Origin of the sequence: Pelotalea chapellei, from assembly GCF_018531195.1 — a bacterium.
GTDB lineage: Bacteria > Desulfobacterota > Desulfuromonadia > Geobacterales > Pseudopelobacteraceae > Pelotalea > Pelotalea chapellei.
Window position 1 is genome coordinate 157213 of the sequence record NZ_JAHDYS010000005.1, and the last position, 26417, is coordinate 183629.

Annotated in this window: 28 protein-coding genes; 21 read left to right on the forward strand and 7 right to left on the reverse strand. The window is 48.5% G+C overall.

Annotated features, from left to right (window positions below):
* The first annotated feature begins 15 nt into the window (after window positions 1–15).
* The 9 genes from KJB30_RS07100 to rlmB all read left to right on the forward strand — a co-directional run bounded on the left by KJB30_RS07100 (window position 16) and on the right by rlmB (window position 7722).
* Window positions 16–447: an ACT domain-containing protein gene (locus KJB30_RS07100; protein WP_214297357.1), complete on the forward strand. Its 432-nt coding sequence runs from the start codon at window positions 16–18 to the stop codon at window positions 445–447.
* A gap of 27 nt (window positions 448–474) precedes the next feature.
* Window positions 475–1617 carry an ABC transporter substrate-binding protein gene (locus tag KJB30_RS07105; RefSeq protein ID WP_214297359.1) on the forward strand — a complete coding sequence of 381 codons (1143 nt, stop codon included), beginning with the start codon at window positions 475–477 and terminating at the stop codon, window positions 1615–1617.
* 24 nt (window positions 1618–1641) lie between these two features.
* Window positions 1642–2781: an ABC transporter substrate-binding protein gene (locus KJB30_RS07110; RefSeq protein WP_214297360.1), complete on the forward strand. Its 1140-nt coding sequence runs from the start codon at window positions 1642–1644 to the stop codon at window positions 2779–2781.
* A gap of 127 nt (window positions 2782–2908) precedes the next feature.
* Complete coding sequence (locus KJB30_RS07115) at window positions 2909–3790, forward strand: branched-chain amino acid ABC transporter permease (RefSeq protein ID WP_214297362.1); 882 nt, start codon at window positions 2909–2911, stop codon at window positions 3788–3790.
* A gap of 4 nt (window positions 3791–3794) precedes the next feature.
* Entirely contained in the window at window positions 3795–4754 is a 960-nt protein-coding gene (locus tag KJB30_RS07120; protein ID WP_214297364.1) for a branched-chain amino acid ABC transporter permease, read from the forward strand.
* Window positions 4747–5499 (forward strand): ABC transporter ATP-binding protein, encoded by a 753-nt coding sequence (locus KJB30_RS07125; protein WP_214297366.1) that lies wholly within the window; start codon window positions 4747–4749, stop codon window positions 5497–5499. Before KJB30_RS07120 ends, KJB30_RS07125 begins: the two co-directional genes overlap by 8 nt.
* Before the next feature lie 8 nt (window positions 5500–5507).
* Entirely contained in the window at window positions 5508–6251 is a 744-nt protein-coding gene (locus KJB30_RS07130) for an ABC transporter ATP-binding protein (RefSeq protein ID WP_214297368.1), read from the forward strand.
* A 14-nt stretch (window positions 6252–6265) separates the two neighbouring features.
* Entirely contained in the window at window positions 6266–6988 is a 723-nt protein-coding gene (pyrF, locus tag KJB30_RS07135) for an orotidine-5'-phosphate decarboxylase (protein WP_214297370.1), read from the forward strand.
* Window positions 6985–7722 carry a 23S rRNA (guanosine(2251)-2'-O)-methyltransferase RlmB gene (gene rlmB / locus KJB30_RS07140; RefSeq protein WP_214297377.1) on the forward strand — a complete coding sequence of 246 codons (738 nt, stop codon included), beginning with the start codon at window positions 6985–6987 and terminating at the stop codon, window positions 7720–7722. Before pyrF ends, rlmB begins: the two co-directional genes overlap by 4 nt.
* A gap of 161 nt (window positions 7723–7883) precedes the next feature.
* Here the strand turns inward: rlmB and KJB30_RS07145 are convergent, their stop codons facing one another.
* Window positions 7884–8042 carry a hypothetical protein gene (locus KJB30_RS07145; RefSeq protein WP_214297379.1) on the reverse strand — a complete coding sequence of 53 codons (159 nt, stop codon included), beginning with the start codon at window positions 8040–8042 and terminating at the stop codon, window positions 7884–7886.
* A 190-nt stretch (window positions 8043–8232) separates the two neighbouring features.
* On the opposite strand from KJB30_RS07145, the gene KJB30_RS07150 reads away from it, so the two are divergent.
* Window positions 8233–8895 carry a methyltransferase gene (locus KJB30_RS07150; RefSeq protein ID WP_214297381.1) on the forward strand — a complete coding sequence of 221 codons (663 nt, stop codon included), beginning with the start codon at window positions 8233–8235 and terminating at the stop codon, window positions 8893–8895.
* 217 nt (window positions 8896–9112) lie between these two features.
* On the opposite strand, the gene KJB30_RS18220 is transcribed toward KJB30_RS07150, so the two are convergent.
* The 3 genes from KJB30_RS18220 to KJB30_RS18000 all read right to left on the reverse strand — a co-directional run bounded on the left by KJB30_RS18220 (window position 9113) and on the right by KJB30_RS18000 (window position 11430).
* Window positions 9113–9238 (reverse strand): hypothetical protein, encoded by a 126-nt coding sequence (locus KJB30_RS18220; protein WP_281415538.1) that lies wholly within the window; start codon window positions 9236–9238, stop codon window positions 9113–9115.
* Between the two features lie 195 nt (window positions 9239–9433).
* The gene (locus tag KJB30_RS07155) at window positions 9434–10615 is read right to left on the reverse strand and encodes a class II aldolase/adducin family protein (protein ID WP_214297383.1); all 1182 of its coding nucleotides are present in this window, start codon (window positions 10613–10615) and stop codon (window positions 9434–9436) included.
* The gene (locus tag KJB30_RS18000) at window positions 10615–11430 is read right to left on the reverse strand and encodes a M23 family metallopeptidase (protein WP_246545556.1); all 816 of its coding nucleotides are present in this window, start codon (window positions 11428–11430) and stop codon (window positions 10615–10617) included. Before KJB30_RS18000 ends, KJB30_RS07155 begins: the two co-directional genes overlap by 1 nt.
* A 115-nt stretch (window positions 11431–11545) precedes the next feature.
* Here KJB30_RS18000 and KJB30_RS07165 point away from each other — a divergent pair, with 115 nt between their 5' ends.
* The 3 genes from KJB30_RS07165 (at window position 11546) to glnA (ending at window position 14249) form a co-directional block, all read left to right on the forward strand.
* Window positions 11546–12259 (forward strand): PilZ domain-containing protein, encoded by a 714-nt coding sequence (locus KJB30_RS07165; protein WP_214297385.1) that lies wholly within the window; start codon window positions 11546–11548, stop codon window positions 12257–12259.
* 217 nt (window positions 12260–12476) lie between these two features.
* Window positions 12477–12815: a P-II family nitrogen regulator gene (locus KJB30_RS07170; RefSeq protein ID WP_214297387.1), complete on the forward strand. Its 339-nt coding sequence runs from the start codon at window positions 12477–12479 to the stop codon at window positions 12813–12815.
* Window positions 12816–12836: 21 nt separating this feature from the next.
* Window positions 12837–14249 (forward strand): type I glutamate--ammonia ligase, encoded by a 1413-nt coding sequence (glnA, locus tag KJB30_RS07175; protein WP_214297389.1) that lies wholly within the window; start codon window positions 12837–12839, stop codon window positions 14247–14249.
* A gap of 77 nt (window positions 14250–14326) precedes the next feature.
* Here the strand turns inward: glnA and KJB30_RS07180 are convergent, their stop codons facing one another.
* Window positions 14327–15172 carry a radical SAM protein gene (locus KJB30_RS07180; RefSeq protein WP_214297398.1) on the reverse strand — a complete coding sequence of 282 codons (846 nt, stop codon included), beginning with the start codon at window positions 15170–15172 and terminating at the stop codon, window positions 14327–14329.
* 238 nt (window positions 15173–15410) lie between these two features.
* Here KJB30_RS07180 and KJB30_RS07185 point away from each other — a divergent pair, with 238 nt between their 5' ends.
* The 8 genes from KJB30_RS07185 to KJB30_RS07220 all read left to right on the forward strand — a co-directional run bounded on the left by KJB30_RS07185 (window position 15411) and on the right by KJB30_RS07220 (window position 23111).
* Entirely contained in the window at window positions 15411–16091 is a 681-nt protein-coding gene (locus KJB30_RS07185; protein WP_214297400.1) for a site-2 protease family protein, read from the forward strand.
* A gap of 81 nt (window positions 16092–16172) precedes the next feature.
* Complete coding sequence (gene trpS, locus KJB30_RS07190) at window positions 16173–17153, forward strand: tryptophan--tRNA ligase (protein WP_214297402.1); 981 nt, start codon at window positions 16173–16175, stop codon at window positions 17151–17153.
* 25 nt (window positions 17154–17178) lie between these two features.
* Window positions 17179–17985 (forward strand): segregation and condensation protein A, encoded by an 807-nt coding sequence (locus KJB30_RS07195; protein WP_214297409.1) that lies wholly within the window; start codon window positions 17179–17181, stop codon window positions 17983–17985.
* Window positions 17986–18005: 20 nt separating this feature from the next.
* Complete coding sequence (gene scpB, locus KJB30_RS07200; protein WP_214297418.1) at window positions 18006–18626, forward strand: SMC-Scp complex subunit ScpB; 621 nt, start codon at window positions 18006–18008, stop codon at window positions 18624–18626.
* Window positions 18627–18690: 64 nt separating this feature from the next.
* On the forward strand, window positions 18691–19494 hold the full coding sequence (gene amrB, locus KJB30_RS07205; protein WP_214297420.1) for an AmmeMemoRadiSam system protein B: 804 nt from the start codon (window positions 18691–18693) through the stop codon (window positions 19492–19494).
* Window positions 19495–19677: 183 nt separating this feature from the next.
* On the forward strand, window positions 19678–22221 hold the full coding sequence (acnB, locus tag KJB30_RS07210; RefSeq protein ID WP_214297422.1) for a bifunctional aconitate hydratase 2/2-methylisocitrate dehydratase: 2544 nt from the start codon (window positions 19678–19680) through the stop codon (window positions 22219–22221).
* Window positions 22222–22302: 81 nt separating this feature from the next.
* Window positions 22303–22704, forward strand: coding sequence for a response regulator (locus KJB30_RS07215; protein ID WP_214297424.1), 402 nt, complete (start codon window positions 22303–22305; stop codon window positions 22702–22704).
* The gene (locus KJB30_RS07220; protein ID WP_214297426.1) at window positions 22701–23111 is read left to right on the forward strand and encodes a DUF309 domain-containing protein; all 411 of its coding nucleotides are present in this window, start codon (window positions 22701–22703) and stop codon (window positions 23109–23111) included. Before KJB30_RS07215 ends, KJB30_RS07220 begins: the two co-directional genes overlap by 4 nt.
* Before the next feature lie 231 nt (window positions 23112–23342).
* Here the strand turns inward: KJB30_RS07220 and KJB30_RS07225 are convergent, their stop codons facing one another.
* Together KJB30_RS07225 and KJB30_RS07230 are read right to left on the reverse strand one after the other, a co-directional pair.
* Window positions 23343–24413 carry a type IV pilus twitching motility protein PilT gene (locus KJB30_RS07225; protein ID WP_214297428.1) on the reverse strand — a complete coding sequence of 357 codons (1071 nt, stop codon included), beginning with the start codon at window positions 24411–24413 and terminating at the stop codon, window positions 23343–23345.
* 34 nt (window positions 24414–24447) lie between these two features.
* Complete coding sequence (locus KJB30_RS07230; RefSeq protein ID WP_214297430.1) at window positions 24448–26214, reverse strand: DUF4388 domain-containing protein; 1767 nt, start codon at window positions 26212–26214, stop codon at window positions 24448–24450.
* Between the last annotated feature and the right edge of the window lie 203 nt (window positions 26215–26417).

Sequence of the window (26417 nt, forward strand, 5' to 3'; positions counted from 1 at the left end):
AGAATGGAGGTACTCATGAAGGTCGAACAGCTATCCATATTTATAGAAAACAAGTCTGGCCGTCTGGCGGAAATTACCCGCATTCTCGGTGAAGCAGGTATCAACATCCGCGCCCTGTCGCTTGCTGATACGTCCGATTTCGGTATTCTTCGCCTGATCGTCAATGACGTTGAAACAGCCAAGCGTGTTCTCAAGGATAAAGGTTTCACGGTCAACAAAACCGAAGTGGTAGCCGTGGAAGTTCCTGATCAGCCTGGCGGGCTTTCTACCATACTGCAAGCTTTGGATTCCGATCTGATTAATGTCGAGTATATGTATGCATTTGTGGAGCGATGCGGCGGCAATGCTGTCATCATCTTCCGTTTCGATGAGACCGACAAGGCCATCACCACCCTCAAGGCAAGGAATTTCAACATCCTTGAAGGTGAAAGACTGTATGGCATGTAATTCAGCTTTACGCTAAAAGGAGGGGGAATGAAAAAAAATATTTTGGTAATGAGCGTGATATTCATCAGTCTGCTGTGGATTTCATCGGCCATGGCTGCGGGCACAATCAAGATCGGCGGACTTTTCGCCGTGACCGGTCCCGCCTCTTTTCTTGGTGAACCTGAAAAAAAGACACTGGAAATGCTGGTAAAGGACCTCAACGACAAAGGCGGCATCAGCGGCATGAAGCTTGAGGCCGTTATCTACGACACCGGCGGTGATGCAACCAAGGCTGTGCAGCTTGCAACCAAGCTGATCAAGAATGACAAGGTGGCGGTAATTGTTGGTCCAAGTACCACCGGAGAGTCCATGGCGGTTATTCCTGTTGTTGAGAAAGAACAGATACCGCTGATTTCCTGTGCAGCCGGCATTAAGATTACTGACCCGGTAAAGAAATGGGTTTTCAAAACCCCCGCGAATGACCACATTGCTGCTGAAAAGATTCTCAACCAGATGGCCAAATCCAAGCAGAAAAGCATCGCGCTGCTCACGGTAACGGATGGATTTGGTTCCTCGGGACGTGAGCAGATTAAGGCACTGGCAGCTAAAAAAGGTTTTAAAATAGTGGCTGATGAGGTTTACGGCCCTAAAGATACGGACATGACTGCCCAGCTGACAAAGATCCGTGGTATCAGACCGGATGCGATCATCTGCTGGGGCACCAATCCCGGACCTGCGGTAATTACCAAGAATGTCAAACAACTTGGAATCAAGATTCCGCTCTACATGAGCCACGGCGTTGCCTCCAAAAAATATATAGAGCTCGCCGGTGCCGAAGCGGCACAGGGTGTGATGCTGCCTGCCGGCAAACTGGCCATCTATGATGTCTTGCCAAAGGCTGACCCACAGGCAAAGCTGCTTAAGGATTATGATCAGGCGTATCGCAAACATTTTGGAGTGGAAGCATCCACTTTTGGCGGCTATGCCTATGACGCGTTCCTGCTGGTAACCAACGCCATCAAGACTTCAGGTCCTTCTCCTGAAAAAATTCGCAACGGCCTGGAACAGACCCACAAACTGGTAAGTGTTTCCGGCGTATTCAACATGTCTCCCCAGGATCATAACGGGCTTGATCTGTCTGCTTTTGAAATGGTCAAAATCGTCAATGGTGACTGGTCAATGGTGAAGTAGCGATTTCAGGTTCGGAGGGTATCCATGAGCTTTAAAAGATTTTTTTTGACTTTCACTGCTTTTACCATGCTGACATCCGTTTCAGCATTTGCAGCAGCACCAATCAAGATAGGAGCGTTGTTTGCCGTGACCGGACCGGCTGCTTTTCTGGGGGAACCTGAGCGCAATACGGCCAAGATGGTGATCGAAGAAATAAATAGGGCAGGTGGCGTCAAAGGGCGTAAACTGGAACTGGTCGTATATGATACTGCCGGCGATGCCACCAAGGCGGTACAACTGGCCACCAAACTGATCAAGAATGATAAGGTTTCGGCAATTATCGGACCCAGTACCACCGGTGAAAGTATGGCCGTCATTCCGGTTGTGGAGAAGGAACGCATTCCGCTGATCTCCTGTTCGGCAGGAAGCAAAATCACCGATCCTGTAAAAAAATGGGTCTTTAAGACAGCCCAGAACGATGCTCTTGCAGTTGGCAGAATCTATGAACAACTCCAGAAACAGAAGTTGACCGTTGTAGCACTGCTCACGGTTTCGGACGGCTTTGGTGCCTCAGGACGGGAGCAGCTCAAGGCCCAGGCTGGCAAGTACGGAATCACCATTGTCTCTGATGATACCTATGGCCCCAAAGATACGGATATGACAGCCCAGCTTACCAAGATCCGCGGCTCCCGTGCCCAGGCCATCATCTGCTGGGGAACCAATCCGGGCCCTGCTGTCATTGCGAAAAATGCCCATCAGCTTGGCATCAAGACCCCCCTTTACATGAGCCATGGTGTTTCATCCAAGAAATTCATCCAGCTTGCAGGCGACGCGGCTGAAGGGATCAGGCTCCCTTCAGGCAAGGTGCTTGTGGCGGACCTGCTTCCCAATTCTGATTCCCAGAAGAAGTCACTTTTGGAATTCGTGAAGGATTATCAGAAACATTACAAGGCAGAGGGAGACCATTTCGGTGGTCACGCCTGGGATGCTGTTATGCTTCTCAAAAATGCCATTGAACGTGGCGGCGATAGCCCTGCCTCCATCCGTGAGAAACTTGAGAAGACAACGCAATTTCATGGCGTCGGCGGAACCTTTACCTACTCTGCCAATGATCATGCCGGTCTTGGAAAAGATGCTTTCGTGCTTGTTGAAGTGCGAAACAAGGATTGGGTCATTGTAAAATAGCTGTCCATCTTCACGTCAAGATACACGGGCGAAGCATGGTATACCTGCTTCGCCCGGTTTTTGTAATATTACCACTAATGGGTAAAGCCGATTATTTACTGATTGCCCTGTTTTGCCATGAGGTCCCATGCAGTTAGACCAGATTCTTCAATTCGCGCTTTCAGGTTTGTCCACCGGTGCAATCTATGCCCTGATCGGTATCGGTTTCTCCATCATTTACAACTCCACTGGAATCATCAATTTTGCTCAAGGTGAATTTGTCATGCTGGGGGGCATGCTGACGCTGTTTTTTATCGGACTGCTGCAGTTGCCGCTTTGGGCGGCGATACCATGTGCCGTACTAGTCTGCACTCTGGCAGGCATGCTCTTTGAGCGGCTAGCCATTCGCCCGCTCAGGAAGCCTACACCTATCAATCTGGTGATTATCACGATTGGCGGCAGCATCTTCATCCGCGGTCTCTCCATGCTGCTCTGGGGCAAGGATACCCATTCCCTGCCGTCCTTCTCTGGCGACGAACCAATCACCATCGCCAATGCTACAATCCTGCCCCAGCACCTATGGATTCTCGGCATCACCCTGGTAATAATCGGAGCGAATAAGTTCTTTTTCTACCACACCATCAGCGGCAAGGCCATGCGGGCCTGTTCGTATAACAGCCGCGCTGCAGGACTGGTGGGTATCGATGTTCGCCGCATGGTGCTGTTCTCCTTCGTGATCTCCTCCGCAATGGGGGCCATGGCAGGCATCATAGTTGCGCCCTTGACCATGACCAGCTATGACGTGGGTATCATGCTCGGTCTGAAAGGTTTTTGCGCCGCCATCATCGGCGGTATGAGCAGTGGTATTGCTACGGTGATCGGTGGCTTGATCCTGGGTATTCTGGAATCCCTGGGTGCCGGCCTGATTTCCTCCGGCTACAAGGATGCCATTGCATTCATTATTCTTTTGCTGATCCTCTTCATACGGCCTCAGGGCCTGTTCGGAAAAGCGGAATCGGAGAGGGTGTGACCGCTTGAAAAAAGAACTATTCAAATTCTTGATCTTTACCGTCCTGATTCTCGTTGCTCCGCTTGCGTTCAAGGGGGGCTACCTGATGAACGTTCTTGTGTTCGTGGGCATCAATACCATGCTTGCCATTGCCCTTAATCTGCTTTTAGGCTATTGCGGCCAGATTTCACTGGGGCATGCAGGCTTTTTCGGTCTGGGTGCCTACCTCTCCGGCATCCTCACCGCAACCCACGGCCTGAATCCCTGGCTGGTCATGCCTCTGGCTGCCGGTCTGGTCGGGCTATTGGCCTACCTGATCGGATTTCCGATACTCAAACTCAAAGGTCACTACCTTGCCATGGCCACCCTGGGAATGGGGATCATCATCTACATCGTTTTCAACGAATCTGTCGATTACACCGGTGGCCCCTCAGGGCTTTCAGGCATACCTGCTCTCTCCATCGGTTCGACGAGCTTTGACAGTGACGTCAAAAGCTATTATCTGGTCTGGGCCTTCACCCTGGGGGTATGCCTTTTTTCCCTTAACCTGGCGAATTCGCGAGTAGGGCGTGCATTGCGGGCGATTCATGATTCAGAGATAGCTGCCCGTGTAGTCGGCGTTAATGCTCGCGAGCTGAAAGTCCGTATTTTCGCCCTGTCTGCAGTCATTTCAGCCCTGGCTGGTTGTCTGTATGCCCATACCATGACTTTCATTTCACCCGCCTCCTTTGGATTCAACTTTTCCGTCGAACTGTTGACTATGGTAGTTATCGGCGGACTTGGAAGCATCTATGGCTCTTTTCTCGGTGCTGCCCTGCTGACCCTGCTGCCCGAATTCCTGCGAGCAGCCCATGACTATGACATCATCATATACGGGGGACTTCTTATGGTGATGGTCATGTTCATGCCGGGCGGTCTGGTGCGCAGCGTGCCTGATGCGGTACGGAAGCTTGTACGATTGAAGGGAGGTGCCGGCAATGCTTGAAGTTTCCGGCATCACTCAGATATTCGGTGGAGTTACCGCCCTGAAGGATGTTTCCTTTTCCATTGCCAAGGAAAGCATCACCGGCGTGATCGGCCCTAACGGAGCAGGCAAGACGACACTTTTCAACATCATCTCCGGAATCTATACCCAGACTTCGGGTACCGTGGTTCTGGAAGGCAGGAACATTTCGGGTTTGCCCCCGGAGCGGCTTGCTCCTCTCGGGATGGTGCGTACCTTTCAAAACATCGAGCTATTCAGCAGCATGACTGTTCTTGAAAACGTGATGGTGGGCATGCACACCAAGAGCTCCAGCGGTCTTCTGGCCTGTTCTCTGAAAATGCCCTGGACGTTCAAGGAGGAGGCCCGCATACGGGATAACGCCATGCGCTGGCTTGAATTTGCGGAGATCAGCGACCTGGCTGGAACCGTCGCCGGAAACCTTCCATTCGGTAAGGGGCGCATGCTTGAAATTGCCCGCGCTCTTGCTGCAGATCCGAAAATCATCCTGATGGACGAACCTGCTGCTGGTCTCAACAGCCAGGAGACACTTGGCCTGGCTGATGTGATTAAAAAGATACGCGACATGGGTATCACGGTCGTGCTGGTTGAGCATGACATGGAACTTGTCATGGATATCTGCGACCGAATCGTGGTCCTGAATCTGGGCAGCAAACTGGCCGAGGGCACACCGCGTGAGATACAGGAAAACGGCGACGTTGTTGCCGCCTACCTGGGAGATGAGTAACCAAGCCCATGCTACGACTCAAAAATATAAATACCTATTACGGCAAGGTCCACGCTCTCAAGAATGTTTCCCTGCATCTGGACGAAGGGGAGATTGTTACTCTGGTCGGTGCAAACGGGGCTGGCAAGACTACCATTCTGAATACCATTTCCGGTGTAACACCGGCAGCAGGTGGCGAGATTCTTTTCGGCAAAGAGCAGATTACAGCCCTGATGCCAGACAGAATCGTTAAGCTGGGTATCTCCCAGGTACCAGAGGGACGACAGGTATTCAAACCACTGTCAGTTGAGGATAACCTGGAGCTGGGTGCCTATCTGCGTTATCGCAGCGGCGAAGGAAAGAGTGCCATCCACCAGGACATGCAGCAGATTTTCTCACTGTTCCCGCGCCTTGAGGAACGTCGCAGGCAGTTGGCAGGCACCATGTCAGGGGGGGAACAGCAGATGCTGGCCATCGGCAGGGCTCTTATGGCAAAGCCGAAAATGCTGCTGCTGGATGAACCCTCCATGGGACTGGCGCCGCTTGTTGTGCAGGAGATTTTCAAAGTGCTTGCACGGCTGCGCCAGGAACAGGGAACTACGATCCTGCTTGTGGAGCAGAATGCAAAGGCCGCCCTTAAGCTGGCTGATCGAGGCTATGTTCTGGAGACCGGCAAGGTGATCCTGGAAGGGCCCAGCAACGAGCTGATGGAAAATGCCGAGGTGAAGCGGGCCTACCTGGGCAAGGATAAGAAGGAAATTTGGGAGCGCTAATTGAGAGGTAATCCATGAATAGTGATGAAGCACGCAAAAAAATAATCTTTGCCCTGGATGTGAACGGGGTGGCTGAGATAGACCGTTACGCCGCTCTGCTGTCGGGCAAAGTGGGTATGTTCAAGGTGGGCAAGGAGCTTTTTACCGCCTGCGGACGCGAGGCGGTACAGACCGTCCTGCGCCATGGAGGGGAAGTATTTCTGGATCTTAAGTATCACGATATTCCCAACACGGTGGCCAAAGCCATGGTAGAGGCATCCCGGATGGGGGTGCGCTTGGCAAACCTGCATGCTTTGGGTGGAGCCGAAATGATGGAAACAGCGGCTAATGCTGTGCGTTCGGAATTCGGTGATGATCGTCCGCGCCTGCTGGCAGTTACCATTCTGACCTCTTCTACCGCTGAAACCTTGCGGCGGGTTGGTATCGAGCATCCAGTGGACCAGATGGTGGTCCGTCTGGCTCGTCTGGCTCAGGAGAGCGGTATGGACGGTGTAGTGGCATCTCCGCTTGAGATAGGCCTGATACGTGAGGCATGCGGCCCTGATTTTCTGATTGTCACTCCGGGCGTACGCCCATCCTTTGCAGCGGTTGATGATCAGAAACGCATCATGGCTCCGGCCGAGGCGGTGACAGCCGGCGCAGATTATCTGGTTATCGGCCGGCCAATCGCCAAGGCATCCGATCCTGCGGCCGCAGCTGATCTGATAGTGGAGGAAATTGCAGGGGGCTGTCCATGAAAGGTGAATTGATCTTTGGTGTCAACCCGGTCAAGGAATCCCTGCAGAGCACGCGCGGCGCCTATAATTTGTATGTGCAGGTCAGCGCCAGTGACCATCGCGTGGAAAAGATCATCAAACTGGCCGAAGAGCGCGGAGTGGCGGTACATCGTCGCGAGAAGCTGGATCTTACCAAGATGTGCGCATCGTCCCATCATCAGGGGATTGCCCTGGAAGTGGAGCCTTTTCGCTATACTGATCTGAGCGATTTGCTGGTTTCCATTTCTGAAAACGGCAAAAGCGGTTTTCTGCTGGTGCTGGACGGCATCCAGGACCCTCACAACCTGGGCGCCCTGATCCGATCGGCAGCCTGTGCAGGTGCCAATGGCGTAATCATTCCCAAGGATCGTGCCTGCGGCGTGACTGCTGCTGCCGAGAAGTCGTCTGCTGGTGCGGTGGAAACCATTGCGGTGGTTCAGGTGACCAATATTGCCCAGTCGCTGGCAACCCTGAAAGAAGCAGGATACTGGGCCTATGGTTTGGCCGGGGAGGCAAAGCAGTCAATCTATGAAACCGCTTTTTCCGGCAACGTGGTGCTGGTGATCGGTAATGAAGGGGAAGGAATCAGGCCGCTGGTGCGTAAGCAGTGTGACGTGGTCATGTCAATCCCCCAATACGGCGGAATAGGTTCGCTGAATGCTTCAGTTGCCGGTGGGATTGCTCTGTTCGAGGTGGCTAGGAAGATCAACATTTAATAGAATCTACCGCAAAAGACACAGAGAAATTCCTTGATTTAGCGATTACTTCACGATTAAGCCAACCTTGAAAATCGATGATTCCGTGAGGCTTGCCTGGTCAAGAAGGTAAGGCCGTTCTGGCAGCAGATGCTGATGAACGGCTTTTTTTATGGATAAATCTAGCGTCGAAGTTTCAGTACAAACAGGTACATGATCAGCAGAAAGGGAAAGGTGGAAAAGGCGGCTTTCAGGTTGCCTGCAAAGAGTTGCCAGGTCCCGAAAACAACCAGGATGAGTACAAAAACAAGAAGGAGGATCATGCTGAGTTTTCTGTTCATAGGGCTCTTTGATGTAATTGATTTTTATGGAACGAGTCGGGTAGTGATAGCATGGCGATTGAAAAAGCACAAAGGAGTAAACGCGTGCCAAGGCTGATTTCACCGGTGTACGCTACCACAATTTTAGTGAATGCGGCATCCTGGTCGGAACAAAGGCGTATATTTAGTAGTAATCACAGATAGGATTAAAATGAACCGAGCATCTCGCAACAGACTTACTGAAAAGCTCATCCCCCAGTTCTCCAGCGAGACTCTCTTCGATCGAATTGCCCGCAGTGTGTGCCAGGCAGGCTGTTTGCCCCGTAAAGAATTATATGAGGCATGGGAGGTGGCACGACGGATTCGGCGCCGCTTCCGTGGGGGTAGGGTGATAGACCTTGCCTGTGGACACGGACTGCTGGCGTACATTCTTCTGTTATTGGACGACAGTTCACCGATGGCCCTGGCTGTTGACCGGCGCATTCCGGAGCAGGCAGCCAAGCTGGCGGCCTGTCTGGAGGAAGATTGGCCACGTCTGGCGGGTAGGGTGGCGTTCTTAGAGACGGATCTGAAACAGGTTAACCTGCTGCCTGACGATCTGGTAGTATCAGTACATGCCTGTGGAGCTTTGACGGATCTGGTGCTGGAACGGGCTGTTGCGGTAAGAGCAAGGGTGGCTGTGCTTCCCTGTTGCCACGATGTGGCTGAAAGTACTACAGGAGGTCTGCGAGGCTGGCTGGACGGGCCGCTGGCTCAGGATGTAATCAGGGCATCACGTCTGCGCGAATCAGGCTATCGAATAATTACACAAAGGATTCCTGGCGATATCACTCCGAAAAATCGTCTGTTGCTGGGGGAACCTGTTAATCAGTAATAATGGTGTTTTTGGGATGGCAAATTTGTTGTAACTTAAATCAATATGTTTCATTTTGTAGCACAACTGTTGAGGTACACGACAAGATGAAACTGATTTAGGATGTATTAAAACACAGATCAAATTAATTCATAATGCATCAAAAAGTTTCAAAGTGTCGCGTATGTAAAGTAACAGGATCTTTGATTGTCCGCTTCTGATCCCTCGCCCCTCAAATTTATATTTTTTCCCCACGCTTTTTCTTTTTTCGGCGCCGCCAGGCGGCTCGGCTGCCAAAAAAAACACCTGCCAGAGTTAAAACCCATATGGTGATAGTAACGGCAATCTCGCTCGTAGTGATCATGTTCTGCTCCTGTCAAAATAGAGTATAAGGTCTCTACTCTGGCATGGACCTGCGTTGCATGCCTTGATGCAGGTCAAACATGAGAAATGATAACGATTCATGTCGGGAGCGGAGTTTCTAACAATGAGGATGGTGAAGGATATTGAGGGTTTGGCAAAATGGGAGGAATTGCAAAGCGGATTTGAAAAACAGCGTTTACGACGACATGGTGGAATACTGCTCATCAAACCTGCGAAAATACTCTTCGCGGCACCAGTTTTCAACATCCACCAGCGCCTGAAACGCTTCTGCAAAATCTTTCTTGCCGATGCTGAAAACACCGTGGCCATACACGATAGCCTGGCCTGTGCTGCCGATGACAGGTGGAACGTTCTTTGCGATTCCGCCGGCGCCAATTTCTCCTGCTACAACCGGTGTGGCTCCCAGCAGCCTGACCTTGCTGCAATCTTTCCAGCAGTCTCTGACATGGCACTGTTGCTGTTCTTCGCACTGCATACTCATGATAACGGCGAAACGAGGATGGCCATGCAGTATGGCCCGGCAGCCGGTTGTTTCAAATATTCGTCGATGGGCCACAAGCTCACTGGAGGCAGTGATACCTACTGTTGAGCTATCTTCAAAGGGAACAGGATCAATGCAGCCAGGCAGTTCGTCCAAGCTGGAAGCGGTCTGGGATATGTAAATCAGATCTCCGTTGGAATAGGAAATATTGCCGAAGAAGGAGTCAACCAGCCCGCGGTGTACGGTATAACTTCCAACCCGTGCCATTTCATGGAGAATTTCGCTTTTTTCCAGCAACGGTCCTTCTCTGAATTCCAGCCCGTTGGCGGAAAGCGGCAGCAGCCATTCATTTCGGAAGCGGGAAAAGGCGGATGCTTCGCCAGGCAAGTTGAATCCATTACTTAAAACATCTTGCAGATATTTGACAAAGGTAGCGTGGAAGACAGACGACCAGTTGATGTAGGCCTGTTCTACGGTGAGCGCTCCGGTGGCAATGATGCCGATACCTTCGACAACTATCCCTTTGCGGTTGCCAAGCAATCGGGCAATGGTGTCAGCCGGTTGTGTGCCAAGGTCACTGGAACGAAGAATCGGGATATCATGCAGGAAGGTCCTGGTTTCGGTGTCCTGGGGAATAATTTCGTGCGTTTGGGCACACGAACGTTGTACCAGAAAATCTGCAAAAGGAAGGGCAGGGGTGGCAGCAACTAAAGCAAGACAATTGAGCTGGGAAAGGATGTCCGCTGAAAGCAGTGATAACGTTGATTCACCTGCGCTGATCAGAATATCGTCCTGGGCCGCTAGTGCAATTCTATCAGCTAAAGCGGAACGGTCTGCTTTTAGCTTGTTACTATATTTTTCGAGTTGATCGCGCATCAGGGAGTGGATGATGGAATGTTGGTAAAGAGAACTGAACCATCCGAGAGCGTTTCTTTTCGAAACTGTACCTTGGACTTGAATGAAGCCAGCTGAAGTTGGGGAAGCTTTTCCCTGCTGCCTGACAGAAATGCCGAGGTGATGTTGGTCCCTCCCTGCCAGGCTTCAAAATGCAGGTGAGGACCGGTGGATCGACCGGTATTACCGGACAGGGCAAGGACGGTATCACTATCTACTATCTGTCCCGATGAAACCATGAGGCGACTGTTGTGGCCGTAAAGCGTGATCATACCATTGGAATGTTCAACTATGACGGTATTGCCGTATCCGGATCGTTGGCCGCTGTATACTACCACACCTGGGGCAGCGGGAGGGACGGGGGTCCCTTCGCGAAGCGCAATGTCTATACCGTTGTGCTGGCGCCATTTTCCATCGATTGGATCAGTGCGCATGCCGACAACGGAAGTTATGGTGCCGCCAACCGAAGGCAGCCTGGGTACGATTGTGGCGTTGGTATCCTGTGGAGAAAGTGATGCGTTTACTGTTTTGGCGACAATTTCATCAAGTGAAATATCTCTTGTTTTTTCCCTTCCAGTGTTTTTCTTTTTTTTACCCTGTTTTGCTATTGAATCTTTGATGATGACTTTTGCCTGTTTGTTCGATGGCGCATCAGTGAAGGTCTCGACTCCATCTACGGTAACAAAACGGTAAATGTCAGCATAAGAAGGAACGGGGCAGGCGGATGAAATTAAAAACATCATGCTGCCAGCAACTATACATGGAGAGAAAACGCGCGAAAGGTTTGAAATGTACATTGATAACTCATTAGTGCTTGTGGGAACAGAATATTTCTGATAGAGAAATTCAGCTCAAAGGAATATACAGCAAGCCGATTCCTTATGCAAATCTTGTTACCTTCAGGATCCCGTAATGTTTCAATATTTTGATAAAATTGTACGTACAACACCATATGATGACGCATTGATGATTCTGCAGCATATGAAGGGGATGATTGGAAAGAAGTTTTCCTTCCTCAATTATTACAAAGAGATCCCTGTTTCCTATGATGCTACGTTGCTAGCTATTGAAAATGAAATGTCTGAATTTGAAGTTCATGAATATCAAGCCAAAGTGGTTAATTTAGAAAAAAGAGCATTGATATATTGTCCCGAAAAATCACCGTTTTCGGACGACATTCTAGGAGAAGCTTTCTATATCAATGTTAATAGAAAAAAGGTCATTCTCTGCAAATTCAGTTATGCCAAGATCCGTTCCGACATGAGGCGTTTTGTCAGAGTTGTTCTGGATAAGCCACTTGAAGTTGAGTTGGTGATAGAGGGACACCCAATAGAAGCTTCAGTTCTTGATATTTCATTGGGAGGCGCGGCTTTGAAGGTGATTGACGCAGAACTGCTGCTACCGGGTCTGATCGTCACACCTTGCTTAAAGCTGAGTGATCCAGGTTCCGGAAGAGTAACCGAAGTTGAGCTAAGTGCAAAAGTTGTACGCATAGTAGGTGATTCGGCCCCTTTTACATGCCTGCTTGAATTCCAGCCAGATAAAATTTCCCAACAGCAGATCGCTTATTTCATCAATCAACGACAAGTGGAAATCATCAAGGAACTTAAAGAACTAGGGAATTAGTAGTTGACTAAATAATGAGCAGTTATTGTTGTCTCTGCTAAAAAATAAGGCAAACATTTCTTCACATCTCTCTCACAACTTTTTGATGATTACTTAAGTCTTTGTTTCTTAATGTTAAAAAAATGACGTAAATTTTGGCAAAAGAATTGCAATTCTGAGGCGACTTTGCTCAGCGGCAATCGCTTTGTCTGTCAAATTTCATGAAAGGGGAGCGCCATTGAAAAAAGTAGATGCTATAATCAAGCCCTTCAAGCTTGATGAAGTCAAAGAGGCTCTGAACGAAATCGGTATTCAGGGTATTACCGTGAGTGAGGTCAAAGGTTTCGGCCGCCAGAAGGGACACACCGAGTTATACCGTGGTGCAGAATATGTTGTAGATTTCATCCCCAAAATTAAACTAGAGATAATAGTCGCTGACGATATCCTGCTTAAGGTTATCGAAGTAATTGAAAAATCTGCAAAAACTGGCCGAATCGGCGATGGCAAGATTTTTGTTACCCCCGTTGAAGCTGTTGTACGTATCAGAACTGGAGAAACCGGCGAAGACGCCCTCTAAATCCCCGAAAGGAGTACTTTAATGACACCGAAGCAAGTAATTGAGTTTGCAAAAGAAAATGGCGCATTGATGGTTGATTACAAATTCATGGATTTTGTAGGAACATGGCAGCATGTATCTGTTCCCATGACAGAGTTCAGTGAAGATACCTTTGAAGAAGGTCAAGGCTTTGATGGCTCTTCCATCCGTGGCTGGCAACCTATTCACGCATCCGACATGATCCTTCTTCCTGATCCCACTACAGCCAAAATGGATCCATTTGTTGCTGTACCGACTCTGTCGATCATCTGCGACATTTTCGATCCTATTACCAAGGAAGACTACACACGGGATCCGCGTAATATTGCAAAAAAGGCTGAAATGTACTTGAAGTCGACCGGGATTGGCGATACTGCTTTTTTTGGACCAGAAGCTGAATTCTTCATATTTGATGATGTTCGCTATGACTCAAGCTCCAATCAGTCTTTTTATGCTGTAGATTCTTCAGAAGGTGCCTGGAACTCAGGGCGTGAAGAATTCCCGAATCTTGGGTACAAACCACGTCATAAGGAAGGCTACTTCCCTTGTTCACCGGTTGACTCCCAGAATGACCTGCGCAATGAAATGGTCCTTGAACTTCAGAAAGTCGGCATCCGTGTAGAATGCCAGCATCATGAAGTCGCCACTGGTGGTCAGGCCGAAATCGATATGCGTTTCTCCTCGCTGGTTGACATGGCTGACCAGCTGCAGTGGTTCAAGTATGTCATCAAAAACGTTGCTTACCGCAATAACAAAACTGTTACATTCATGCCTAAGCCTCTTTACGGTGATAACGGCTCCGGTATGCATTGTCATATGTCAATCTGGAAAGACGGTTCAAACCTGTTTGCCGGTGATAAATACGGCGGGCTTTCCCAGATGGCTCTCTGGTACATCGGCGGTATCATTAAGCACGCCAAGGCTCTTTGCGCCATCACCAACCCGACCACCAACTCTTATAAGCGTTTGGTGCCGGGCTTCGAAGCTCCGGTTAATATGGCTTATTCAAGCCGTAACCGTTCCGCTTCGTTGCGTATCCCGATGATGTCCACCAATCCCAAGGCAAAACGCGTTGAATACCGCACACCAGATCCTTCATGCAATGGCTACCTTGCTTTTGCTGCAATGCTGATGGCCGGACTTGACGGAATCGAAAACAAAATCGATCCCGGTCAACCGCTTGACAAAGACATCTACGGTCTCTCTCCAGAAGAGCTCAAACACATACCTTCTGCTCCGGGCAGCCTTGAGGAAGCACTTAACGCTCTCAAAGAAGATCATGACTTCTTGTTGAAAGGTGATGTTTTCACACCAGATGTTGTTGAAAAATGGATCGAGTACAAAACAGAGGCAGAAGTTAACCCCGTTCGCATGCGTCCGGTACCTCTCGAGTTTGAACTGTACTACGATATTTAATATTAAACGTACGTAACGCAAAAAGGCGGGGGTGTAACCTCCGCCTTTTTGCGTTTAAAGACAAGAAACTTATGTAATCAATCAAACCACTCTTCTTTTGTAAGGCGGCTCAGGGACCAGTCAAAAAGAGTTTTCTTTGTGGTGCAATAGCGGCAAAAAGGGACTGAAGAACTCAGGAATTTGAATATATCTCGGGAGGTGAGATTCCCATAAATGGATATGTAATCCCTGTCAGAGGTATTTAGTTTATCCTGGAAATGTTCCGAATATATACTGGCCGTTGCTGAAACAGCACATGTATAAAGACGTCCTTTGTCACTGTCCAGGAAGGGGCAGTAGGACTGATTTCTGCAGGCGTTAAAGGTTTTTTCGATATTAGAATTTCCTTCGCGATTCATGTGATACTTGTGAAATTTGGTCACCAATGGGGATTCATTCATTGTTACGCCATACTCAAGTGTCAACTGCCTGATACGAGAAAAATCGAACCCTTTCAGGTATCGAGTTACATCAAGAATTATTTTTGCCGAAGAACAAGATTTCCAGAACCCTATATTCATTTTTGAAAGTAGAATCCCATTGGTTGCGAGGTGAATTTCTGCCCTTGGGAAAGCTTTTCGTGTAATGGTCAAAAAGTCGGATACATTTGGATGCAATAACGGTTCTCCACCCATCAAACGGATTACTCTGACGTTAGAGAATAATTCCTGCATTCGTTCCATGTCTTTTTTAAAAAGATTAAGGTCTCTGAAACTCTCGCCACTAAGGGGACTAAAATGCCGGCATGCACTGCAGTTAAGGTTACAATGATTGGTTATGTGGGTCTCCAGATAGGTGAGTTCATTTTTCAGGCTGTAATAGAAGACTTTTAAGTATAGAAATGTTTTTGATGGCAACAGTAGCTTAAGGAAATTTGCAATCATCGTACTTCAGCCTCCTTCTTAACAGTCAGATGACTCAAGGCAGCTGCAAGTACCTTTCCAAATTAAAAACTATTATTTTTAAAGAAAAGATTCCCAGAGGTTCTATTGGAATCGTCGATATAATTAACAATAAATCAATTTTTCCAACTGAGGGAAAGGAAGTCCACAGGTCGTGCGGTTGACTTTGGAATTTCACTCTGTTAGTTTTACTGATTTTATCCCTCTGAAAAGGATATCCATGGAAAATTTCTTCTTCAAGCTTTCCATCATGCTGGTTCCTGGTCTGCTGGCTATTACCTGCCATGAAGTCTCTCATGGGCTGGTTGCCTGGCGTTACGGTGATCCTACTGCCCGCATGCAAGGCAGGCTCACCCTCAATCCCCTAAAACATATTGATATAATTGGTACCTTGATGATTTTTTTCATTGGCATCGGATGGGCAAAACCGGTACCGGTCGTCTATGAGAATCTGCGTAATCCCAAGAAGGACATGATCTGGGTCGCAGCTGCTGGACCAATTACCAATATCCTGCTGGCAATTCTATCGGCGCTTGCCCTGAGAGGGATGGTGGCTTTAGGCAATTTGACTACAACAGCCTTGCCGTTTGGAATGATTGCCGAGCCGCTGGTGCTGATGCTTGCATTCTCGGTCTACATCAATCTCTTGCTTGCCATCTTCAATATGATTCCGGTCCCTCCACTGGATGGCGGACGGGTGCTGGTGGGTCTATTGCCCTACCGTCAGGCGGCTGCATGGTCGCGTATTGAGCCCTACGGCATGATAATCATTATTTTGCTGGTATTTTTCACCAACGTCTTTTCCTATGTAATTTCCCCGTTTCTTCAGGTGAGTGTAAATCTCCTTGCAGGGCCACAGAGCGGTCTCGTGCTTGGGGTAACACATATGATGATGCGTTGAACCTGTTTCTGTTCGTATTTCAAAATGCAGAAACATATTGTGCCTTAAATATTAACTGATGCCATTAAGGAGCATATTCAGATGAAACATCGAGTTGTCAGCGGAATGAGGCCTACCGGAAAGCTTCACATTGGTCATTATCATGGTGTTCTTGAAAACTGGATTAAAATTCAAGACCAGTTTGATTGTTTTTTCTTTGTGGCAGATTGGCACTCACTTACCACTGAATATGCCGATACAGCCGCTATCAGAGATAACATTCGCGAGATGGTTCTGGACTGGATTGCATTTGGCTTGAACCCGGAAAAATCAATCATTTTCCGGCAGAGCCTGGTGCCGCACCATGCAGAGCTCAACCTGATCCTGTCCATGATTACTCCGGTCTCCTGGCTGGAACGGAATCCCACCTACAAGGAACTCCAGGACAACATTGAACATCGTGATCTTTCTACATTCGGTTTTTTAGGGTATCCGGTCCTGATGGCAGCCGACATCATCCTGTACAAGGGAACCCGAGTACCCGTCGGGCACGACCAGCTTCCACATCTTGAAATCACTCGTGAGATCACCCGGAGGTTCAATCATCTCTATGGAAATGTCTTTCCGGAGCCCGAGGCATTCTTGACCCAAACACCCAAACTCCTCGGACTCGATGGTCGCAAGATGAGTAAGTCTTACGGAAACTCCATCTATTTGTCTGATACAGCTGAGGAAACTTCAAAAAAAGTTCTTTCCATGATGACGGATCCGGCTCGCGTTCGACGAGCAGACCCGGGGGAACCTGATGTGTGCGTAGCCTTTAATCTGCATCGCATTTATGTCCCTCAAGAAAAGTTGGATGAGATAATTCCGGCTTGTCGCAACGCCACCATTGGCTGTGTCGAGTGCAAGCGCATTCTTGCTGAATGCATGAATGATCATCTTGCACCCTTCAGAGCCAAACGAGTTGAGTTGAGCTCGAAACCAGAATTTGTGGAGGAACTTCTGCAGGATGGAAGCAGCAGGGCTTCTTTGATATCCGATGCGGTTATGGCCGAGGCCCGCTCAGCTCTGAAAATCTAAAGATGTTGATAATCGGCGACATGGAATGAAGCAGGTGCGAGAAGATAATCCAAGCCTGCTGGATAGCTGCAAGGGCTATTACAATGTACATCTTGATGTATTCGACGGACCTCTGGACCTTCTTCTGCATCTGATCAGGAAGAATGAACTTGATGTACGGGATATCCCGATTGCAGTTATTACCCGTCAGTATCTGGATTTCATCAAGTTGATGAAGGACCTGAATCTGGAAGTTGCCGGAGATTTTCTGCTGATGGCCTCCACGTTGCTGCATATCAAGTCCCGCATGCTGCTGCCGTTGGATGACCAGGAAGAGGGAGAGGTAGAGGAAGCTGATCCCAGAGCTGAGCTCATTCGCCGTTTGCTGGAGTACCAGCAGTACAAGGAAGCGGGTCTTGTAATTGGAGCACGGGCGCTTCTGGGGCGCGAAGTTTTCACTCGTGGTTGTTGTGAGGAACCACTGGCTTCCCGGATGCAGAACGATGATGGTCCGGTTGAGCTGGAGCTTTTTGATCTTGTGGATGCCTTCCGTGCACTGCTGGCCCGTGTACCTGCTGAAAGTTTTCATGATGTTGCTGCAGCCGATTCGCTCAGCATTGCCGATTGTATCAATGAAATGCTCTCTCTTCTGCAGGAGCGGGACCTGATCCATTTCGACGAAATGGTTTCGCTGGAACCGACACGGGAGCGAATTGTTGTAACTTTTCTTGCAATTCTGGAGCTGTGCAGACTTAAGCTTATTCGCATTTTCCAGAATGAACCGCATGGTGCGATATGGTTTATACCCGCCGTGAGTCGGGATGATTCTAATGATGGCGTGTCGGCGCAGTAGCGTTCACCTCATGGATACCAATGTCATTATCCGCTATTGTTGAAAGTATTATCTTTGCAGCGGAAACTCCCCTGTCCCTTGACCGGCTGTGTGACCTGCTGCAGGAATTTGAGCGCAGTGAGCTAAAGTCCTGCCTCATCGATCTGGCTGCCTTTCATGAGGGACGGGGAGGGGGTTTTCATCTGGTGGAAGTGGCCGGTGGCTGGCAATTCAGGACTCGATCGGAATTTCAGGACTACATCGTCAGGCATGTCAGGACAAGATCTGCTAAATTTTCCCCTTCAGCTCTTGAAACCCTGGCTATCATTGCCTACCGCCAGCCGATAACGCGTGCCGAAGTGGAATATCTCCGCGGAGTTGACTGCGGAGGCGTAATCAAAACCCTGCTGGATAAAAAGCTGATCAGGATTTTGGGAAAGAAAGAAATTCCCGGACGGCCACTCATTTATGGCACTTCAAAGGAGTTCCTGGAAACGTTCGGACTAAAGGACTTGAAAGCTTTACCAACACTCAAAGAGATTCAGGCCCTTGACGAAACCCCCTTTATGGAACTGCAGGAAGAGTTGCCCCTCGACCAGAATGCCACTCAAAATATAGATACCCTTTTGCCATTCGATACGGAACATTCTGCCGGAAGCTGATTCCTTCAGGAGTGTTATAATTTGCTAGGAACATTACAGGCAACCTAGAGCAGGAGGGTATACTATGCAGCGCCAACCTGTTGTGGCTGGACAGTTTTATTCAGAAGATAGAATCAAGTTGCATGATGATCTGACCAGACTGATACAACTCACTGATACGCGCCAAAAAGTAATCGGCATCGTTGCTCCCCATGCCGGCTACATGTATTCAGGTTCCATTGCCGGCCAAATATACGGTAAAGTACATATCCCCGACACTGTTCTGATAATCGGCCCAAATCACCACGGCCTTGGCGAAACGACAGCACTATTTCCCGATGGAGAATGGTTAACTCCCTTGGGAACAGTTGCTCTCAATTCTCGCCTGAATTCTCTGATCAACAAACATGCTTCCCATGTCCAGTTTGACAATGTCGCTCACCAATTTGAACATTCCCTTGAAGTACAAGTACCGTTTTTGCAAGTACTCAAGCCTAATGTAACTATCGCGGCTCTCTGCATCGGTACTGCAAACTTCCCTATCCTCCGTGAGATTGGATCCGGTATCGCCGCAGCAGTGCGTGAATATGGTCAGGATGTCCTCATTGTAGCCAGTTCTGATATGACGCATTATGAACCTGCTGCCTCTGCTCGCGCCAAAGACAACCTGGCGCTTGATAGAGTATTGGCCTTTGATCCAGAAGGTTTGCTACGTATCTGCCGCATGGAGCGGATCACCATGTGCGGCGTGGCACCAGTTGCGGTTATGCTGGTGGCTGCCGGGTTGCTTGGCGCCACGGTTGCTGAAATCACCGCTTATGGCACGAGTGGTGATGTAACCGGAGACAACAGCAAGGTGGTAGCTTATGCTGCGGTGACGATCCAGTAGGCACTCCTGATTGCGCTGATTCGCTTCTCCAGCAACGGCTTCAAACAACATTCCGCAAGTAAAACCCCCTTTGACAATCTTCATAATCCATTGACAAGACGTCACTAAAAATGTATACAGTATGCACTTTACAGCCCAGAAAACATCTGAATGTCACCCCATATTACGAAGGAGGATTAAACAATGATCGAAGCTTATCTGGCCCACGAGGCTGAGCGCAAGGCACTGGGCATTCCCGCGCTGCCACTGACCCCCGAGCAGACTGCCGACCTGTGCAAGTTGCTGGAATTGCCCCCTGCAGGCAAAGAAGAATTTCTTCTGAACCTTCTCAAAGAACGTGTATCTCCTGGTGTTGATCCGGCTGCCAAGGTCAAGGCTGCCTTTCTTGCCGAGATCATCAAAGGTGGCAAGAAATCTCCTTTGATCTCGCGGGTAGATGCGGTCCGTATATTGGGAACTATGCTCGGTGGCTATAATGTGACCCCGCTGGTTGAAGCGCTGTCTGACACAGAGCTTGCTGAAGAAGCTGCTTGTGCACTTTCAGGTATGACCCTGGTTTATGATGGCTTTGATCAAGTAGCAGCTCTTAGCTCGTCTAATACCGCGGCAAAAAAAGTTCTTGAGTCATGGGCTAAAGCGGAGTGGTTTACAAATCGTCCGGGCGTACCTGAAACAATCAAAGTAAAAGTCTTCAAGGTCGAGGGTGAAATCAACACTGACGACTTCTCACCTGCTGGCGATGCCTGGAGTCGACCCGATATCCCTCTTCATGCTCTGGCAATGGGTAAAACCCGCTTTCCTAACCGCCTCAAGGATATTGCTGACTGGCGTGCTGCCGGTCACCAGGTCGCTTTTGTCGGTGACGTGGTCGGCACTGGATCTTCACGTAAGTCAGCATGCAACTCGGTGCTGTGGCACATGGGCCAGGATATCCCCTGCGTGCCTAACAAAAAAACCGCCGGTGTAATCATCGGTGGTGTTATTGCTCCGATCTTCTTCAATACCGCTCAGGATTCCGGTGCACTGCCGCTGAAAGCTGACGTTACCAAAATGAATGATGGCGACATCATTACAATAAATACAGCTAAAGGTGAGATCAGCAACGAAAAAGGGGAGGTCATCTCTACTTTTAAGATTACTCCCAACACGCTGGCTGATGAATTTCGCGCCGGCGGCCGCATACCGCTGATTATTGGTCGCGCAGTTACCGACAAGGCGCGTAAAGCACTTGGTCTGGGAGCGACTGAAGCGTTTACCCTTCCTGTCAACCCTGTTCCCAAGTCTGACCAAGGATATTCATTAGCGCAAAAGATGGTCGGCAAGGCCTGCGGCGTGCAAGGTATTCTTCCAGGCACAGCTTGTGAGCCGAAGATGACTACTGTTGGTTCTCAGGACACAACCGGTCCTATGACTGCTGACGAATTGAAGGAACTGGCCTGCCTCAAGTTCCTTTCACCGATGTTCATGCAGTCATTCTGCCACACAGCTGCATACCCAAAACCTGCTGACGTGAAAATGCACAAGACTCTGCCCCAGTTCATCATCGAGCGTGGCGGAGTACCACTCAAGCCAGGCGATGGAGTTATTCACTCATGGCTGAATCGTCTGCTCCTTCCTGACACTGTTGGCACCGGCGGCGATTCGCATACCCGTTTCCCCATTGGTATCTCCTTTCCGGCAGGGTCAGGACTGGTAGCGTTTGCAGGTGCCATGGGTTTCATGCCGCTTGATATGCCTGAATCTGTACTTGTTCGCTTTAAGGGTAAGCTTAACCCCGGTATTACCCTTCGTGACGCTGTGAATGCCATACCCTACTGGGCCATTAAACAGGGCAAGCTCACCGTGCCCAAGAAAAACAAGATCAACATCTTCAACGGTCGCATCCTAGAAATGGAAGGTCTCCCGGAATTGACCGTGGAGCAGGCTTTTGAATTGACCGATGCTGCTGCAGAACGTTCTGCTGCTGCCGGTTGCATTCAACTTTCCAAAGAATCGGTTGCTACCTATCTTCGCTCCAATGTCGCCTTGATGAAGAAGATGATTGCCGACGGGTATCAGGATGCTCAGACCTTGCAGAACCGCATTGATGCTGTTCAGGCCTGGTTGGCAAAACCCGAACTGCTTGAAGCAGACAAGAATGCCGAAGCAACTGGTGCTTATGCCGACGTTATTGAAATCGATCTTGCCGAAATTACCGAGCCGATTCTGGCATGTCCCAATGATCCGGATGACGTCAAGCTTCTTTCTGAAGTAGCTAATACCCCGATTCAGGATATCTTCCTTGGTTCCTGCATGACCAACATTGGTCATTTCCGTGCTGCCGCTGAAATCTGGCGTGGTCTGAAATTTAATTCAAACGTTCGCACGTGGATCTGCCCTCCGACCCGCATGGATCAGCAACAACTCAAGGACGAGGCTTATTTTTCAGTCTACAGTGCCTTTGGTGCCCGCATTGAAATTGCCGGCTGCTCTCTTTGCATGGGCAATCAGGCACGCGTACCTGATGGGGTAAACATGTTCTCAACCTCGACCCGTAACTTCGATGATCGCATAGGTGACGGTGCCAAGGTATTTCTCGGTTCCGCCGAGCTGGGTGCAGTTGCTTCAACGATTGGCAGACTGCCGACGGTTGCCGAGTTCATGGCTATCTACAAAGAGAAAATTGAACCCAATAAGGAAAAAATTTACAAATATCTGCAGTTTGACGAGATGTCAGACTATCAATAAAACTTCAAAGGCTCGTCGTAAAGACGAGCCTTTTTTTTACCTCCTGAGACAATCGCGAAGAGTTATGGTGAGGTACAAGAAATGCGGTCAATACTAATTGTAGAAGATGATTGTGCCGCCTGTCAGATCCTTGAAAAGGTTATTACCGTCAGGTTCCCCAACTTTTCTTTGCATACTGCAGAAGACGGTAAGAGCGGACTTGACTGTTTCATCCGGCATCGTCCGGATATTGTTATTACTGATATAAACATGCCGGGAATGGACGGTATTTGCATGGCTGGTAGAATCAAGTCGATTAAAGCTACCACCAGAATCATTGTCCTGACAGCTTTCGGCAACAAAACAATTTCTGAGGCCCTCCTCTCTCAAGGTATTTCAATTGACTCATATCTCCTCAAACCCCTAAACTTCAGAGCCCTTTTTAGCGCGATTGAAAGCGCTGACTCCGCATGCTCTGCTTTTGCAAACAGGTATAATGAATGAAAAGTTGTAATTCATCACCCCCAGGTCCATTACTGCGTGCCTTGGGTGAGTTCAACCGCGGTGAATGGTTTGAATGTCATGAAACGCTCGAAGACCTGTGGTTGGGCGAACAAGGAGAATTGCGGGATTTCTATCAAGGCATGCTTCAAATCGCCGTTGCTTTACATCACTGGCGAAACGGCAATTTTGGGGGATCGATTAGCCTGCTGGAAGGTGGAGCAGGTTATCTGAGCCGTGTGAACTCCACCTGTCAACGAATAGATGTTACAGCGTTGGTTGAATCCGCTAACAGAATGCGGGAAAAACTGATTTCCCTTGGACCTGAACACATGGCAGATCTTCCTTCAGAATTGCTTCCACGGTTAAAATTAGTTCCAATAGACCAACTTAGTGATATCAACTGTTAATTCCTCTCTGCTAACCTTTCTATCACCCTTCTTGCTGAAACCTCATTGAACAGAGCGCTAAAAAGAACAGCTGGGTAAATAAGTAACCTTCAGATCACCTTGTTAACTCCTTTTAGCTCAATGCCTTTTTCATCAACTTATGCAGCACCCCAGCAGGTTGTTGCATAAGTTGCGGCATCAATAAGGCAACAAAAAACCCGCTTTAAACGGGTTTTTTATTGCCTGGCAATATCAATTGTCAAACATAAGTTTGCGTTCAAAATCCATCGAATGTGACAGCCGCTTGGCGTCTTCAATCGAAATGAGATCCTGACGATAAAGGGATAACAGGTGTTGATCCAGGCTTTGCATCTGGTATTGAGAACTTCCATTTTCAATGTGTTTTTCAATTTCGTCCAGTCGTCCCTCACGTATGCATGCTTGAATCGTAGTGGTGGCTCGCATTATTTCCACAACCGGCAGAATACTTTCTCCGGTTTTGTCCTTCACCAGACGCAGAGATACTGTTGCCACCAATATGTCGGCTAAACGTTGACGAACTATTTCCTGGGACTCAGGAGGAAAATGACCAATGATACGGTTTATGGTTGAAACAGCTCCCTGAGTGTGCAGGGTTGACAGGATCAGATGTCCGGTTTCCGCTGCTTTTATACAGGCGTCGATAGTCTCCCGATCACGCATTTCACCAACCATGATAACATCGGGATCCATTCTTAAGGCAGCTTTTAAAGCTGAATTGAAGTTTTGCGTGTCAATGCCGACTTCTCTCTGGATAATGCAGCTTTTTTGTGAAGAAAAAAGAAACTCTATGGGATCTTCAATGGTGATGATGTTGTAGTAGTTATTTTCATTGATATACCTGAGCATTGAAGCAAGAGTGGTGGACTTACCGTTCCCGGTTGGGCCGGTGACCAGGATTAATCCGTTGGGAGCCTTTGCAATTTCGCCGAGAACAGGAGGAAGGTTTAATTCCTTGAAAGTACCAATATGGGGAGGGATGACACGCATGATAATGCCGAAATGGCCCCGCTGTCTGAATATGCTTACTCTGAAGCGTCCCCCGCTGGGGATGGAATAGGAGGCATCTAGTTCCTTGAGATCACTGGTGATCTGCCGACCGTTGAACTCCAGGATTCTGGAAGCAATGAACTCCGTATCCTGAGGAGTCAAGTTCGGCATTTTTGAGCGAATTAGTTGTCCTCTGCCTCGGAAAAACGGGGGATTGTCTACTTCAAAATGCAGATCTGATACTTTTTTTTGAAATGCTATCTCGAGTATCTGGGTCAAAATATGTGCGTCCATATCAGCCTTTTATGAGTTTATTTACAGTATGATATCAAGCATGCTTTTCTATTTTTTTACGGTAAAGGTTGTTATCCAGAACGAGTCCCGCAAAACGGGTCATGATATCCAGCAGGTCAGTTTGCACGGGGGAAGTGGTTCCTGATCCAAAATCACCGTAGATAATGGCAATTACCCTGCCAAAGCTCTTTATTGGCATGAGGAGTATTTTTGATTCTCGGGGCAGTCCGATCTCCTTGAACAGGTGGTTTGTTGAAGGTGAATCAGCGCATTGACCGTAATGGAAAACACCGCTCTGGATGACTTTCTGAAAAGGGGAGGGTTGTGTCAGAGATATTTTAAACATCAGTGGAGACGATAAACCGGCTCTTTTATTGCTTTTTACACCAATGCTTTTTTCGGCAATTAACTCCGTCGAGCTGACCACGAACATGATGCAACGTTCAAACATGGTAGATGCAAATTTGAGCGGAATAGCCGCTATATCAGGAACTTCCCGCAGTGTCTCCAGTTCGAGAATACTCTTCTTAAACTTGTTCATTACCATCTGCTCGTGGGTATAAAAAGGATTTGTGATGGTCTCATGCAATGTTCTCAGGAAAGTAGTCGATTCATCAATGAACTGATCCTTGTTTTCCTGGTCAGCAGGTCTGCAAATCACCTTGTGTGCGCCTGCCTGCAAGGCCTGCAGCGCGAATTCATTGTCATCAGGAGTAGCCAGCTGCAAAATCAACAACTGCAGATATTTCTGTTTTTGATGCAGCAACCTAAGAGCATTCTGTAATTCTCCAGCTTCTGGAGAATCAATTATCAGCAGTGGAATCAGCCCTCTTGAGAACGACTGGTCTATGATCAGGTCAATACTGTTTTCCTCGTCAGTAGTGAATACGAACATGTTTTCGTATTTGCAAACCGTCGTTATTTCATGTTTGAGAAAATCATCCCTGCTGAAGACAATTACTGCAAGAGGCGAATGTTCTGCTGAGGGCTTCTTTTTACCATCAAGAGAAGTATCGGAAAAAGCCATCAGAGCGGCCAGCAACGTTTCATGTTGTGTCTGGTTCAGTCCGGGTACGGTTTCCCTTATTTTTTGCCGATGAATTTCGGAGGGATCATATTCTTTCAGACCCCCAAAAACATCGGGGATACTTTTTTCCAGGTGGTCAAGCTCATCCAGGCCCAGATCATCTACAGTTATCTGTCTGCCTGCTTGATTCGTGTCATCCTGTTCTGGCAGTGTCTGTCCGGAATCGGCTAAGAATGTGCCAGATTCCAGCGTTCCATCACGCATCTTTTCATCATATATCCTCAGGGCATCCATGAGTATGCTCTGGGTGTTCATGTTTATTTCTTCTTTGAGAGTTTCAGGGAAATAACGATATTCATCCGAAATGACCGTAGTGTGAACATCAAGAGAAAAAGTACCCTTGGTCCAGGTAAGTACTTCAACAATGGACATCCCAATCAATGTCTCCAGCCCTGTATAGGCATCCTCCCTGTTGAGCTTCCCGCCTTCTATGAGAGTTGCAATTAATGGCTTCCGGTTGGACCCGGCACTCTTCTGCTGTTCCAGGGCCAAGTCAAGATCAGCCTGTGAAATGGCATTGGTATCTAGCAGTATCCGGCCAATCCTGACACTGTTGTTGACATGATTGGCGCTTACGATATAGCCGTCATTGAATACCAGCTGGCTTTCGCCCTTATGGCTTTTAAGGCACAGGGTACCGGTTTTTCTCGTCGAATGGAGCAGTTGTATAACATCAACGATGGGCAGGTGTTCCAAGTCGCCGGAAAAAGACATCTGTATCAACCTCTCATATCTGGTGATTACAACCCGTTACCGGTTCGAGCTTATATCAAGGGAATGCAGGTGCAAATCTTTATACAATGACGCTCAATAAGCAAGCACTTAATTCAGAGAGGCGGAACTGACAATAGCCAGTAAAATCAGGATTGTGGTTGCTGGCGAGCAGGTAGTGAAGAGGGAGAGAAAGGGATTTGAAG